Origin of the sequence: Streptomyces sp. KPB2 (assembly GCF_003950055.1) — a bacterium.
Classification (GTDB): Bacteria; Actinomycetota; Actinomycetes; order Streptomycetales; family Streptomycetaceae; genus Streptomyces; species Streptomyces salinarius.
The window spans coordinates 7,931,492-7,944,750 of sequence record NZ_CP034353.1 but is presented as its reverse complement, the minus strand read 5'-3'; the positions used below and the strand labels follow the sequence as shown (position 1 = coordinate 7,944,750).

Below are 13,259 nucleotides of genomic sequence, written 5' to 3'. Positions count from 1 at the left end.
CCCCACCTGTTCGGCGACGCGGCCGCTCTCGCCGGGAGCAACGACGTCGCCGCAGGGCCAGGCGACGCCGCATAACGTGGACCGTGACGTCGATCTCGATCCTGATCGGCGGTGCCACCGTCTACGCCATCGCCGGGAACGACTCCGGTGAGTCGTCCGCGTCCGCCCGGGGGAAGGCTCCGTCCCCATCGGCCGTCTCCGCCCGGACGAAGGCGGGCGAGGCGCCTGCGGACGCACCGGAACCGTCACCGTCGCCCACCTCGACACAGAAACCGTTCGATCTCGGGCCGGCTCTGGCGCCCGTGACCGCGCTCTTCGGCGACAACCGCATGTCCGTGGCGATGCTGGATGTCGAGAGCGGTGCCATGGCGACGTACGGACACGACGCCTTCGACACCGCCAGCATCGTGAAGGTGGACATCCTGGCGACCCTGCTGCTGCAAGCGCAGGACCAGGGGCGGAGGTTGAGCACCGAGGAGCGCGCCCAGTCCGCCGCCATGATCCAGAAGAGCGACAACGAATCGACCAGTGCCCTGTGGACCCGGATCGGCAGCGCCTCGGGGCTCGACGCGGCCAACGAACGGCTCGGCCTGTTTCAGACACACGGTGGTTCAGGGACCGTCTGGGGCATCACCCAAACCACGGCGGAGGATCAGATACGTCTGCTCCAGTCCGTGTTCGGCGACAAGTCGCCGCTGAGCGAGGCGTCGCGGGCCTACATCCAGGACTTGATGCGACACGTCGTGGGAAGCCAGACCTGGGGCGTGTCCGCGGCAGCCGACTCGGGCACGACCGCGCTGAAGAACGGGTGGCTCAAGCGGACCCAGACCAAGAAGTGGGACGTCAACAGCATCGGTCGGATAGAGCGTGGGGGGCGCGTCTATCTGATGGCGGTGCTTCTCAACGGCTGCAGCACCCAGGAGGTCGGCATCAGCATCGTGGAGCAGGCGTCGCGGGCGTCCGCCACGGCGTTCTCCCGGAAGCTCGGGGACAAGTCCACCACCTGACGCCGACCGGAACCCGGGACCGTGTCGACGCCTCGACGGGATCGGAGCCGGGCCGCAGACGGGCTTGAGTCTCCCCCCGGGAGAGGGCCCACGCTGGCGGACATGAACAGCAATGATCTCGACGAACGCGTCGCCGTGGTGGCGGGCGGCAGCAAGGGAGCCGGGCTGGCGACGGCGCGGCTGCTGCGCGAGGCGGGGGCGAGGGTCGTCTCCATCGCCCGCACGGCTCCGGAGACGGCCGAGGTGGTCTTCGTGCCCGCCGACCTGAGCACACCCGAGGGCGTCAAGGCGTCGTCCGAGGCCGTGACCGAGCTGGTCGGCGTGCCGGACATCCTGGTGCATGTCGTGGGCGGCTCCCGCTCTCCGGCCGGGGGATACGCGGCGCTCGACGACGAGCGGTGGACGCAGGAACTGTCGCTCAACCTTCTGCCCGCGGTCCGGCTCGATCGCGCGATCGTCCCCGGCATGGTGGCTCGTGGTTCGGGCGCGGTCGTGCACGTGACCTCCATCCAGCGCCGGATGCCGCTGCACGACTCGACCCTGGCCTACGCCGCGGCCAAGAGTGCTCTGGCCACGTACAGCAAGGGTCTCGCCAACGAGGTGGCCCCGGCGGGTGTCCGGGTCAACTCGGTCGCTCCCGGCTTCATCCGCACCGACGGCGCCGAGGGCCTGCTGGCACGCCGGATGCGCGAGGGCGGCATCACCCGCGAGGCCGCGCTCGCCGAACTGATGCGAGTACTGGGCGGCATCCCGCTGGGACGGCCCGCGGAGCCCGAAGAGGTCGCCGAGACGATCGCGTTCCTGGTTTCGGACCGGGCCAGTGGCATCACCGGATCGGAGCACGTGGTCGACGGCGGCACCATCCGCACCGTATGAACCCTCACCGTCACGACATGGGAGAAAGCCGTGCAGGACATCCGTGCCTTCGTCGAGGAGTACGTCGCCGCGGCGACGGGCCCCGACCCCGAGCGCCACATCGCTCTGTTCCGCGACGACGCCGTCGTGCACGACGACGGGCGCACCCTGAGAGGACTCGCGGAAGTGCGCCGTTGGCGCGAGGAGACGCCGAACGTCGACTACGACCTGCTGGAGGTGGCCGGCACCCCTACCGCCTGCCGGGCCGTCGCCCAGGTCTCCGGGGACTTCCCCGGCAGCCCGGTCACCCTCCGCTTCGCCTTCGAGCGCGACGTACGGGGGAAGATCACCGTGCTGACCATCACCCCCTGACCACGCGCGGCCGGACGACGGCCCGCCCACGAGGAGGAGCGCTCCATGGCGGACAGACTGACGATCGGGGAGTTCTCCCGCGTCACGCACCTGAGCATCCGCATGCTCCGCCGCTACCACGAGCAGGACCTGCTCGTCCCCGCCGAGGTCGACCCGGACACCGGCTACCGCTACTACTCCCCCCACGCAGATCCGGCCGGCGCTGACCATCAGGCGCTTCCGTGACCTGGACCTCCCGCTCGCGGATCTTCGGCGGTTTCTCGCCGCCGAGTCCGCGGGCGGGCCGGACGACGGCACCGCGCAGCAGGTCGTCGCGGCCCACCTGCGCAGGCTCGAGGACCGGCTCGGCCGAACCCAGCGGGCCGTCGAAGCGCTGCGGGAACTCCTCGACCCGGAGGCGGAGCGGGCGGTGACACTGGAGGAGCTCCCCGCTCGGCGCGTACTGGCCGTGTCCATCGAGGTACCGGAGGGAGCAGGCCTCGCCTGGTACGACGAAGCCATGCGAGACCTGGACGCGGCAGCCGGAGAGCGCTCCGTCCTCCCCCCTGGCGGTCGGTACGAGCACACCCTGTTCACCGAAGGCCATGGCCGCGCCACCGTCTACGTTCCCTTCGACGCTCCGCTGCCGCCGGAGGTGCCCGGCACGGTGCGCGAGCTGCGCCTGTCGAGGCGTACGGCCGCGGTCGCCACCCATCAGGGACGGCACGACGACCTCGACCTGACGTACGGCGCCGTGGGTTCCTTCGTCGCCCGCAACGACCTGCGCTCGCAGGACCTCGTCGAGGAGGTCTACCTCGTGGGGCCGCGCGACACCGACCGGCCCGAGCGGTGGCGCACCCTCGTGGCGTGGCTGATCGCTCCGGAGAAGGGCTGACCCGCGGCGGTCGGTCCCGTCCGCCGCCCGCCCGGCCGACCGGGGCCGGGGGTCAACGGAGGGAGTGACCCGCGACGGGCCCGCACACGTAGTTGCCGGGCTCGGCGGGGTCGTCACTGATCCAGAACTGCGTCCACAGCGCGGCGAACTCGGACCGGCTGAGGTGGCCGTCGGCATCCTGGTCGAGACGGTCGAACACGTCACCGGTCACCACCCTCTGCCCGTGCCACAGGTCGATGAGCCTCTGGTGCTCGTTCCTCGAGATGCGGCCGTCACCGTTCTCGTCCACCGCGTCGAAGACCGTGTCGGCGGTGGCGGCCACCGCGTCCCGCATGGCCGGCAGCCGGTCGACCATGGCGAGGAGGTCGTCCATGTCGATCCTGCCGTCGTCGTCCGTGTCGACGGCCTCCGAGAGGTGCTGCCACCATCCCAGCAACACGTCCTCCACCCGAGCGGCCAGTTCGCCGTCCGCCCGCACCCGGGGCAGCCGGCTCCACCGGGTCGTCAGGGCCGCGAAGTCCGCCTCCTCCAGGCAGCCGTCGCCGTTCACGTCGAAGGCGTTGAACATGTCCTGCAGCTTGGTCCGCTGAAACTCACTGGCCATCACATGCCCCTTCTCTCGCGGTGCTGAAGGGATGCTGTCCGCGCGCGCCGGTCCCCCAACGGCGTGTGAGAGCGCGAGGTGTCACAGCGGCGCCGCCGAGCGCTCTGCCCCTGCGCCGAGCGCCGGTTTGAACGGGTGGCGCGCCCTCCGCCAGGCCGCCGGACACCGACCGGTCAGGCAGTGTCGACGTCGGTCAGGACGAGCGGAAGCCGGTCGCTCGCTCCCTCGACCAGACGGACCGGGATCTTCCAGTCCTTCTGGTGGACGTGGCACGCCGGGTACGGGACGTCCGGGTCGTCGTCGCAGGACGCGGCCGTCGCGGAGACGTGCAGCACGCCCTCGGGCACCGCCGGGTCGAGATCGAGAGAGCGGGACAGGTCGGTGCCCGCGCCCTCGCCCGCACGCAGCAGTTCGGGCGGGGTCGCGGAGACCAGGAGCCGTGTCGCGGGCCCGTAGCGCAGGTCCGGCTTCTGACCGGCGGGTGCCCGGAAGGCCACTTCCAGGCGCACGGTGCCCGGTGCCGTCTCCGTCGTCTCCCGCCGTACGTCCTCGCCGGCCCCCGCGCCCAGGGCATCCTGCGGCAGCCGTAGCCGGGTCAGCCGGTGCCGGGCCGACTCGACGACCAGGATGTCGTCGCCGACGACCACGGCGTCGCTCGGCTCGCGCAGGTCGGATGCCAGCGTGCTCACCTCACCGGTGGGCGGTGCGTAGCGGCGGAGGGCGTGGTTGTAGGTGTCGGCGACGACCACCGAGCCGTCCGGCAGGGCCGCGACGCCCAGGGGGTGCTGAAGCAGTGCCCGGGCGGCGGGACCGTCGCGGAGTCCGAAGTCGAAGAGTCCGGTGCCCACCGCCGTGCGGACCGTGCCGTCGAGCTCCACCCAGCGCAGGGCGGAGGTCTCGGAGTCGGCCACCCAGAGCCGGTCCTCCGTCGCGGACAGCCCCGACGGCTGCGCGAACCACGCCTCGGGGCCGGGCCCGTCGACCAGTCCCTCGTTGCCGGTTCCGGCGGTGACGGTGACGCTCCCGTCCCGCGGATCGTAGGCCCAGAGCTGGTGCACCCCGGCCATGGCGATCCACACCCGGCCGTTCCACAGGGCGACGTCCCAGGGCGAGGAGAGGCTCACGGCACGGGCGGCTCCGCGGGCGGGCTCGCCCGGTCTCCGCTGCCTGCCGGTCCCGGCCAGGGTGGTGACCTCGCCGGTGACGGGCTCGTACCGGCGCAGGGCATGGTTCGCAGTGTCGGCGACGACGACCGAGCCGTCGCCGAGCAGGGCGAGTCCCTGCGGCTCGCTGAACTCGGCCCTCTCGGCCGGGCCGTCCGTGAAGCCCCGTCTTCCGCTGCCGATGCGCCGCACGGGGCTCTCCCCGTCCTCGGCGAGCTCCACCAGTTGATGCCGGGTGGTGTCGCTGACCAGGAAAGTACCGGAGGGCAGTGGCACGGCCTTGCCGGGGAAACGCAGGGTCGTCGGCTCCGGCTCCAGCGCCACGTACGGGGCGTCGCCGCGCCGCAGGGTGCCCTTGGCCGCGTGCTGGGTCTCCAGTTCCTCGACCAGCCGCTGGATGGCGGGTGCGTGTCCCTCGCCCGTGTACTGGGCGACGACGTAGCCCTCTGGATCGATCACGGCGAGGGTGGGCCAGGCGCGTACGGCGTACTGCCGCCACGTGGCCCGCTCCGGGTCGTCCAGGACGGGATGCTCGACGCCGTAGCGCTCGACGGCGTCCAGGACGGCCCGGTGTTCGGTCTCGTGCGCGAACTTGGGCGAGTGCACGCCCACGATCACCACGGAGTCCCGGTGCGTCTCCTCCAGCTCGCGCAGTTCGTCCAGGGCGTGCAGGCAGTTGACGCAGCAGAACGTCCAGAAGTCGAGGACCACGATCCGTCCGCGAAGCGCCGCGAGACTCAGCTCCCGGTCACCGGTGTTGATCCAACCGCCCCTGCCCACCAGCTCGGGGGCGCGGACCCGTGCACGCTTCACCATGGTTCGAGCCAATCACACCGGCCGCACTCCGACCGAGCGCGCGACGCCTGCTCGTCCCGAACCAGAAGGAACGCGGCACATGAAACTCGTACGGCTCGGTGAGCCCGGGCCGCCACCCTCGCATCGTCGAGTTCCCCAGCCGCTCTTGGCCGGCAGGTACGGGTCGGGCCGCTCGGTGCTCAGGGCCGAGCGGGAAGGTCCTCCAGGAAGTCCGCCGCCGGTGTGAAGAACAGCGAGCCGGTGACGGGGGTGGAGAAGTCCAGGATGCGGTCGTGCGGTGCCGACGCGGTGCCCAGGAACATCCGCTCCAGCATCGTCTCCGTCACCTCGGGGGTGCGGGCGTAGCCGATGAAGTACGTGCCGAACTCCTCGCGGCCCACCGACCCGAAGGGCATGTTGTCCCGCAGGATCTCCAGATCGCTTCCGTCCGGACCGGTGACACTGGTGAGGGCGACGTGCGAGTCGGCCGGCTTGGCCTCGTCGGACAGCTCCACGTCGGACATCTTGCGGCGGCCGATCACCCGCTCCTGGGCTTCGACGGAGAGCCCTTCCCACGCCTCGACGTCGTGCAGGTACTTCTGCACGACGACGTAGCTCCCGCCCGCGAAGGCCGGATCCTCGGCACCGACGAGCACGGCCCTGCGCGCCGCGGCTCCCGTCGGGTTCTCGGTCCCGTCGACGAAACCGAGCATGTCGCGTTCGTCGAAGTACTTGAAACCGTGCACCTCGTCCTGAGGGGTAACCGCTCCGCGCAGCCGGCCCATGATCTCGGTGGCGAGCGCGAAGCACAGGTCCAGCCGTGAGGCCCGGATGTGGAAGAGCAGGTCACCCGGGGTGGCGACCGCCCGGTGCACCGGCCCGTCCAGCTCCCGGAACGGATGCAGCCCGGCCGGACGCGCCCCTGAGAACAGGCGGTCCCAGGCCTCGGAACCGATGCCGGTGACGCAGCTCAGCCTGCCGTCGGGCTGCGCGCGGAAACCGACCGCTCGCTCCAGCGAGGCGACATCCGACAGCAGGTCCCGGACGGTGTCCTCCCCGCCGCTGTCGATCGTGACGACGAGGAAGATCGCCGCACTGGTCAGCGGTGACAGAACCATCTGGGGCTCCGGCTCCTCGACTTCTCCGCCCATGAACGAACACCCTTCCTGGACCGACTCCTACCTCCGCACACCATGTCACATCAGTGTGGGTGGGTGATGCCGGGCATCACGTGCTCAATGCGGAGCGCGCGGGTCCCCGACGGAACCCGGTTCGGCGGGCGCCGGCCCGGTCATGCGGCCTCGTAGTCCTCGGCCCCGTCGCCCCCGCGCGTCTGACCGGCGGTGTCCTCGCGGTCTTGCCGGTCCGCGACGCGGTCCGTGGCGAGGTGCCGTTTCGCACGGTGCACCAGGTGCCGGGCCTGGGCCTCCTCGACGCCGAGGACGGCAGCGATCTCGGAGTAGGGGAAGTCCAGCGTCTCCCGCAGCACGAAGGCCGCCCGTTCCGAGAGGTCCAGCTGCTCGAGCATGAGCAACACGTCGAACCCGACCGGCTCCGTGCCCGCGGCGGCGCTCCCGCCCTCGTTGCCGGTCTCCAGGGGCTCGGGCAGCCAGGGGCCGATGTAGGACGCGCGCCGCTGCTTGGCGGAGTGCGCGCCGTGGATCGACACTCGTATCGTGGCCGTGATCAGGTAGGCCTGTGGATCAGCCACCACCGCACGGTCAGTGGCCTGCCAGCGCAGCCGGACGTCCCGCACGACCTCCTCTGCCTGCGTGGCGCTGCCGAGCATGCCGTAGGCGATGCTGAACAGTCGCGGCCCCTGCCGGACGAAGACGTCTTCCGCCCGACCGGGTGATCCGGTGGGTGGCTCCCGGTGTGACACCGAGCGCTGCGCAGGTCCCCGCCCGTCGCCACTGTCGTGTTTCCCAACCCTCTTGGCGCCCATCACTCCACGTTTCCTTCCCGAGACGAGTAGCCGAACAAGGGCCTCGTTCAGACGTCGTGGTACTTCATGGCCCGAACCTACGCCGCCGCCGAAGGCGATGGGGACCACTGAGCGGATCGGCAGTCATTCCGCAGTCATTGGTCACGCAGGGAAGGGGGAACGTTTCCGAGCAAGCGCGTTCGCCGAATCCCAGAGGTTGCTCGAGGAACGCGCAGACCTTCTGTACGCCGTTCGCCACCGATGCGTCCAGCCCACACCACAGGGGGATCTTGTCGGTGACCTCCGCGACGTATCCACCCTGGTGGGTGTGATCACGACCGGGCTGGGTGACCGCTTGGAAGAACTGCGGCGGGGCCGGTCCAGGGTGCTGGAGAAGGGGCACGCGGTGGTGCTCGGCTGGTCCGACCAGGTGTTCACCGTTGTCGGTGAGATGATCCTCGACCAGGCCGGCAGGGTACGGGGGGCCGTCGCGGTGCTCGCCGATCGCGATTCCGCCGTGATGGCCTCGGACCTCAACGCGGCGCTGGGGATGACGCGCGGCATACGCGTCGTCTGCCGTACGGGCGCGCCGACCGACCCCGCTGCCCTCGCGCTGCTCACTCCTGCCGCGGCGCACTGCGTCCTGGTGCTGCCGGGCGACGACGACGCCGCCGACGCGGAAGTGGTCCGGGTGCTGTTGGCCCTGCGAGCCCTGCTCGGCGCCGGGGCGGGCCCGCCGGTGGTGGCCGCCGTACGCGACGAGCGGTTCCTGACCGCGGCCCGGCTCGCTGCCGGAACGCGGGGCGTCGTCCTGGACGTCGAAGTCCACCACGGCGCGGCTGCTCGTCCAAGCCGCCCGGCATCCCGGCTTGGTGCGGGCGTTGAGGGATCTTCTCGATCTCGCGGGCGCCGAGTTCCACGTGCTCCACGCACCGGACGCCCTGGGACTGACGTTCGCCGAGATTTCGCTGCGGTACGAGGAAGCCTGTGCTGTCGGGTACCTGACGGCCGACGGCCGTGCCCTGCTCACACCGGCGTCCAGCGAGCGATGCGGACCCGGGGACCGTTTGATCGTCGTTGCTCGGGACGATCGGCCGCCTGTTGCGAGGCAGGAGGGCAGCGCTGTGGATCCCACCGTCATGGCGGGCCCGCACGACCGACAGCGGTCTGTCTCGAAGACGTTGCTGCTGGGGTGGAACCGTCGCGCTCCACTGGTCATGGACTCGCTCAGCCGCACCGCCCAGCCGGGCTCGCACCTGCACGTCGTCACCGGTCGCGACGACGGACCGGTGACCGCGGGGGACATGGGCCCCACTGCAGGGCCGGACAGCGGTCAGGCCGCTGTCCGGCGGGTGAGGGCCGGCAGTGTCCTGGTCCTGATCCGACGGTAGGTCGCGAAACCGTTCACGGTCACCGCTGCCCAGATGACGGTACTGAGCAACGGCCACCACAGCTCACGGCCCTGCGCACCTTCGACCAGCCCGACGACCGAGTTCAGCGCCCAGCCGACGGCGAGGAGGAGGGCCGCCCACCTGGCCCACCGCCAGATCGCCATGGTCCCTCGTGCACGGGATTCCTGCCGAGTCCGTTCCCTGCGCCGAAGTCGTGTGTCCATCATGACTCTTCGTCTGCCCGTCATCCGGCGTCGTCTCCTCGCCTTCGCGAGGAAGGCCGAAAACCGAGTTCCGGATCGGGCCGGACGGTCCGCTGTTGAAGGGATTTCGACCACTCGTCACAAGGGCGAGCCGTCGCTTGTCGAATGGGCATGACCGACTCTCTGAAATCGAAGACGCACACCGCCGATCCGGTCGTCCTCATCAAGACCTACACCGTGCCGTCGGAGGAGGCCGACTACTTCACCGAGGCGTACCAGGAGAACGCCCGCATCATGTCGAGGCAGCCCGGATTCATCCGCTCCCGGCTGCACCGCCCCCTGGCCGACGCCCCGGAGACGCGGTTCGTTCATGTCGCCGAGTGGTCCTCGGGCACCGAACTCGACAGGGCCACGGGCAATGAGGAGTGGCACGCCGCGCTCAAGCGCCTGTTCGACGACCCCGAACTCCACATCACGTCTGAGCCCGCCGGCTACCGCGTCGTCGTCGAGTTCCGTCCCTCCTGACGCGGGCAAGTCCGTCGGCGGGTCCGAGGGCGCGCCGAACCGCGGGGTGAGGCACGGGACTTACGGCCTCAATGACATCTAACGGTGCCGCCGGCGAGTGGGTCACAACACACCGTGTTGAACCATGCAGACTTTCGTGGCACCTACAACCAGCTTGGCCCTATAGTCATCCTCGCATCGAGTTGCCTTGCGCCGACGGCCTGCCACGGCCGCTGGTCGGCGCGCCTCGATGCCCGTTACTTCTTCTTGATTAGGAGCATCACCTTGCACAAGTCACGAAGGGCAGTTGTTCTGCCCGTCGGTGTCACGGTGGGCGCACTCGTCGCGGGTGGCCTGTTGGCCATGTCGGGCGCGGCGCAGGCCGACACGGCGGGCGACGCCTCGGGGAAGCGCCAGGAGACCCTGCTCGCCGCCGCGGACGAATACCACGTCCCGCCCGCCGTCCTGCTCGCCCTGTCCCACCAGGAATCGGCGTGGGACGGACACGGCGGCCTGCCGAGCACCGACGGCGGCTACGGACCGATGAATCTCACCGACGTCACCCCGGCCATGCTGGCCGGCGGCGGTGCCGGTGCCGCGGGCCGTGCCGACCTCGATGCCCTTGCCGCCGACCCCGCCCTCCACACACTGCGCAGGGCCGCGGAGTTGACCGGCCTGTCGGTGCGGGACCTGCGCGAGGACGACGCCGCGAACATCCGGGGCGGCGCCGCGCTGCTGGCCTCGTACGAACGGGAGTTGGTCGGCGGAACGCCCGCGGACCCGGCAGCGTGGTACGGGGCGGTGGCCCGCTACAGCCAGGCCAAGCAGGAGAAGGCAGCGGCGCGCTTCGCCGACCGCGTCTTCCGCACGATGCGCGGCGGTGTCTCCCTCACGACCCAGGACGGGCAGCGCCTGCGTCTGGCCGCCAGCCCCTCGATCACCCCCGACCGGCGGCAGATCGACGCCCTGCACCTGAAGACGGCGGCCACGGCGGCCGCCACCGAATGCCCCACGACGGTCGACTGCACCTTCGTCCCCGGCTCTCCGGTCGGCGGCCAGGTGGCCGACCGGCCCGCGAACGGCATCCGCATCGACACGATCGTCATTCACGACCTGGAGTCCACTTACGACGCCGGTGTCGCGGGCCTGGCCAACCCCACCAACCCCGCCTCGACCCACTACGTCATGTCGTCGTCCGGTGCGGTCACCCAGATGGTCCCGACCAAGGACATCGCCTTCCACGCCGGAAACTACTCGACCAACCTGCACTCCATCGGGATCGAGCACGAAGGCTACGCCGCTCACGGCGCCGCCTGGTACACGGAGTCGCAGTACCAGGCCACGGCCGACCTGGTGAAGTACCTGGCCGCGCGCTTCGGCGTACCACTGGACCGGCAGCATGTCGTCGGCCATGACAACGTTGCCGGGCCGAACTCCGCGCTGGTCTCCGGCATGCACTGGGACCCCGGCTACGCGTGGGACTGGAACCACTTCATGAGCCTGCTCGGGGCGCCGGTCAGCGGTCTGCCCGAGGTGCCCCAGCCGGGCGAGGTCGTGGCGATCACGCCCTCGTTCACGGACAACGTGCAGACCTTCCAGGTGTGCCCCTCCGACGACCCCACCGGGCAGACACCCACCTGCACCGAGCGGCGGCAGCAGACCAACTTCGTCTACCTGCGCACCGCCCCGGGCGAGACCGCACCGCTCTTCGGCGACCAGGCGATCCACGGCACCGCTGCGGGTACCAACCGGGTGAACGACTGGGGCAGCACGGCCCAGGCCGGTCAGCAGTTCGTGGTGGCGGAGGTGCGGGAGGACTGGACCGCCGTCTGGTTCAGCGGGGCCAAGGTGTGGTTCCACAACCCGGGCGGCGTCAACACCCGTATCCGCTACGGAGTGAAGATCATCAAGCCCGCCGGGAGCGCGCCGGTGGCACTCTACGGCTCCAGCTATCCGGACAAGGCCGAGTATCCGGCCGGCCTCGGCGCCTCCACCCAGGCCCCGCTGAGCATGTACTCCATCCCGGTCGGACAGGCGTACGTGGCCACCCAGGACGCCTCGGCCACCGACGACTACTTCCCGTCCAGCGGAGCGGTCGTCGTCGGCGGGAAGAAGATGTACACCGTGCAGTACAACCACCGCGTCGCGCTCGTCTACGCGAACGACGTCATCGCGACCAAGGCGATTCACCACTGGGAGAACGACGGCGTCTGACCGTCAGGCCCCGTCCCTGACGTCGATCAGGGACGGGGCCGGCACGTCGCCCGAAAGATGCGCCCGGTCCAGGTGGCCTCGGGCTGGGCTCGACGGTCACCGACTCGGTGCGGTGGACGCCCACAGGTCGTCCCAGGTCTGCATGCCGGACCGCTCTGCCGCAACCGGTCTCGTGTCCGGTCGCTCACAGCCAGTTGCGGCGGGCCGCCGCCACGCCGGCACCGAACCGGTTGGTGGTGCCCAGCTCCGCGTACAGGTTCTGGATCCGGCGGCGCAGGGTCCGGGTCGAGACGCCGAGCTGGCGGGCGATGGCGTCGTCCTTGACGCCGGCGGCGAAGAGGGCCAGCAGCTGGCGCTCCTCCTCGGTCGGCCGCCGCGCGCCGCCGCCGCCCGGACCGGCTTCGTCCGGTCCCGGTGCCGCGGAGGTGTCCGCCTCGCTCAGACGGGCGGCGACGGCCCAGTAGCGGTCGAAGAGTTCGGACAGCACCTCGATCAGGGGCGGCGCCTCGGTGTAGAGGCAGTCGGTGCTGCCTCCGTCCAGGGTCAGCGACACCATGGCCGCCGAGCGATCGACCAGGGCGAGCTTGACGGGCAGCGCGGGCACCACGCGGGCCTCCTCGCCTCGGGAGACCAGACTGCCCAGGTCCTGCCAGCCACCGTCGTCGTCGAAGCTGGCGGCCGCGTAAACGGCCCGTACCCGTACCCCACGGCGGATCGCGGCCTCGTCCAGCGGCTCGTTGGGAGCCAGCAGGTAGGGCGGGCGCTCCAGCTCGCAGATCTCGCGCCGGGCGGCCTGCTTGAGCCGGTAGTAGCAGTCCCCGACCTCCTCCGCGCCACTGATGGTCCGGGTGTCGGGCTGGGGGGTGCCCGACCTCCGCGCCTCGTCGAAGAGTTCACCGAGCGAGGCGGCGGCGTCGCGCACGGCCGCCAGCTGCCGGGTGCGCGACTCCACCAGGGCGGCGAGGGCGTGCCGCGGATCCACGGTCTGGTACTCGCCGGAGGAGCGGCGGCCGAGCAGTCCGTTGCGGTGCAGGCGTTCGAGGTGGGCCACTGCCTGATCGCGGTTCAGCCCGAGGGCCGTGACGAGGCTCTCGGCGGTCCCGCCCCCGCGTGTGAGCAGCTCGCGGTAGACGGCCTCCGTGTCCGCGTCGAGTCCGACCAGCGCCATCGGCGCATCGGTTTCCGCCATCGCTCTCCCACCCTGACCCCTGTGGCGCGAGAACATCCGGAGCGCCTTGCGTACCGTACGCCGAAACACCGGAATTACACACGGTGCAGTGTGTCGCGCTTGCCGAATGTTGCACCTTTTGCAGCGTGACCACATGGTGACATGACACAGGAGTGCCAGAGATA

General features: G+C 70.7%; 15 protein-coding genes. 8 read left to right on the top strand and 7 right to left on the bottom strand.

Annotation, left to right across the window (positions count from 1 at the left end; translation table 11 throughout):
- Nucleotides 1–83 precede the first annotated feature (83 nt).
- From D1J63_RS36015 to D1J63_RS37455, 5 genes are all read left to right on the top strand, one after another.
- Nucleotides 84–1,007: a serine hydrolase gene (locus D1J63_RS36015; RefSeq protein ID WP_241235665.1), complete on the top strand. Its 924-nt coding sequence runs from the start codon at nt 84–86 to the stop codon at nt 1,005–1,007.
- A 102-nt stretch (nt 1,008–1,109) separates the two neighbouring features.
- Nucleotides 1,110–1,883: an SDR family oxidoreductase gene (locus D1J63_RS36010; RefSeq protein WP_125634898.1), complete on the top strand. Its 774-nt coding sequence runs from the start codon at nt 1,110–1,112 to the stop codon at nt 1,881–1,883.
- A gap of 30 nt (nt 1,884–1,913) precedes the next feature.
- A complete protein-coding gene (locus D1J63_RS36005; protein ID WP_125634896.1) occupies nt 1,914–2,234 on the top strand; it encodes a nuclear transport factor 2 family protein in 321 nt (106 codons plus the stop codon).
- Between the two features lie 45 nt (nt 2,235–2,279).
- Complete coding sequence (locus tag D1J63_RS37460) at nt 2,280–2,459, top strand: MerR family DNA-binding transcriptional regulator (RefSeq protein WP_241235664.1); 180 nt, start codon at nt 2,280–2,282, stop codon at nt 2,457–2,459.
- 184 nt (nt 2,460–2,643) lie between these two features.
- On the top strand, nt 2,644–3,108 hold the full coding sequence (locus D1J63_RS37455; RefSeq protein WP_241235663.1) for a GyrI-like domain-containing protein: 465 nt from the start codon (nt 2,644–2,646) through the stop codon (nt 3,106–3,108).
- A 52-nt stretch (nt 3,109–3,160) separates the two neighbouring features.
- On the opposite strand, the gene D1J63_RS35995 is transcribed toward D1J63_RS37455, so the two are convergent.
- The 5 genes from D1J63_RS35995 to D1J63_RS37450 all read right to left on the bottom strand — a co-directional run bounded on the left by D1J63_RS35995 (nt 3,161) and on the right by D1J63_RS37450 (nt 8,426).
- A complete protein-coding gene (locus D1J63_RS35995) occupies nt 3,161–3,712 on the bottom strand; it encodes an EF-hand domain-containing protein (RefSeq protein WP_125634894.1) in 552 nt (183 codons plus the stop codon).
- Between the two features lie 173 nt (nt 3,713–3,885).
- Nucleotides 3,886–5,691, bottom strand: a complete 1,806-nt coding sequence (locus D1J63_RS35990) for an NHL domain-containing thioredoxin family protein (RefSeq protein ID WP_125634892.1) — start codon at nt 5,689–5,691, stop codon at nt 3,886–3,888.
- 179 nt (nt 5,692–5,870) lie between these two features.
- The gene (locus D1J63_RS35985) at nt 5,871–6,821 is read right to left on the bottom strand and encodes a Dyp-type peroxidase (RefSeq protein WP_125634890.1); all 951 of its coding nucleotides are present in this window, start codon (nt 6,819–6,821) and stop codon (nt 5,871–5,873) included.
- Between the two features lie 140 nt (nt 6,822–6,961).
- Nucleotides 6,962–7,552, bottom strand: coding sequence for a sigma factor-like helix-turn-helix DNA-binding protein (locus tag D1J63_RS35980; protein ID WP_277601474.1), 591 nt, complete (start codon nt 7,550–7,552; stop codon nt 6,962–6,964).
- Nucleotides 7,553–7,679: 127 nt separating this feature from the next.
- The gene (locus D1J63_RS37450; protein WP_241235661.1) at nt 7,680–8,426 is read right to left on the bottom strand and encodes a hypothetical protein; all 747 of its coding nucleotides are present in this window, start codon (nt 8,424–8,426) and stop codon (nt 7,680–7,682) included.
- A gap of 40 nt (nt 8,427–8,466) precedes the next feature.
- On the opposite strand from D1J63_RS37450, the gene D1J63_RS37445 reads away from it, so the two are divergent.
- Complete coding sequence (locus tag D1J63_RS37445) at nt 8,467–8,985, top strand: hypothetical protein (protein WP_241235715.1); 519 nt, start codon at nt 8,467–8,469, stop codon at nt 8,983–8,985.
- Here the strand turns inward: D1J63_RS37445 and D1J63_RS35965 are convergent.
- On the bottom strand, nt 8,928–9,149 hold the full coding sequence (locus D1J63_RS35965) for a hypothetical protein (protein WP_232250212.1): 222 nt from the start codon (nt 9,147–9,149) through the stop codon (nt 8,928–8,930). The genes D1J63_RS37445 and D1J63_RS35965 overlap by 58 nt on opposite strands.
- A gap of 210 nt (nt 9,150–9,359) precedes the next feature.
- Between D1J63_RS35965 and D1J63_RS35960 the strand changes: the two genes are divergently transcribed.
- Both D1J63_RS35960 and D1J63_RS35955 read left to right on the top strand, forming a co-directional pair.
- Nucleotides 9,360–9,713, top strand: a complete 354-nt coding sequence (locus D1J63_RS35960) for an antibiotic biosynthesis monooxygenase family protein (protein WP_125634884.1) — start codon at nt 9,360–9,362, stop codon at nt 9,711–9,713.
- A 264-nt stretch (nt 9,714–9,977) separates the two neighbouring features.
- Entirely contained in the window at nt 9,978–11,906 is a 1,929-nt protein-coding gene (locus tag D1J63_RS35955; protein WP_125634883.1) for an N-acetylmuramoyl-L-alanine amidase, read from the top strand.
- A 184-nt stretch (nt 11,907–12,090) separates the two neighbouring features.
- On the opposite strand, the gene D1J63_RS35950 is transcribed toward D1J63_RS35955, so the two are convergent.
- Nucleotides 12,091–13,095, bottom strand: coding sequence for a LuxR C-terminal-related transcriptional regulator (locus D1J63_RS35950; protein ID WP_125634881.1), 1,005 nt, complete (start codon nt 13,093–13,095; stop codon nt 12,091–12,093).
- Nucleotides 13,096–13,259 lie beyond the last annotated feature (164 nt).

Bases quoted from the DNA above. Each gene is read 5' to 3' on its own strand.
- D1J63_RS35995 (WP_125634894.1), bottom strand. From the start codon at position 3,712: ATGGCCAGTGAGTTTCAGCGGACCAAGCTGCAGGACATGTTCAACGCC.
- D1J63_RS37460 (WP_241235664.1), top strand. From the start codon at position 2,280: ATGGCGGACAGACTGACGATCGGGGAGTTCTCCCGCGTCACGCACCTG.
- D1J63_RS36010 (WP_125634898.1), top strand. From the start codon at position 1,110: ATGAACAGCAATGATCTCGACGAACGCGTCGCCGTGGTGGCGGGCGGC.
- D1J63_RS35990 (WP_125634892.1), bottom strand. From the start codon at position 5,691: ATGGTGAAGCGTGCACGGGTCCGCGCCCCCGAGCTGGTGGGCAGGGGC.
- D1J63_RS35985 (WP_125634890.1), bottom strand. From the start codon at position 6,821: ATGGGCGGAGAAGTCGAGGAGCCGGAGCCCCAGATGGTTCTGTCACCG.
- D1J63_RS35965 (WP_232250212.1), bottom strand. From the start codon at position 9,149: ATGGCGATCTGGCGGTGGGCCAGGTGGGCGGCCCTCCTCCTCGCCGTC.
- D1J63_RS35960 (WP_125634884.1), top strand. From the start codon at position 9,360: ATGACCGACTCTCTGAAATCGAAGACGCACACCGCCGATCCGGTCGTC.
- D1J63_RS35950 (WP_125634881.1), bottom strand. From the start codon at position 13,095: ATGGCGGAAACCGATGCGCCGATGGCGCTGGTCGGACTCGACGCGGAC.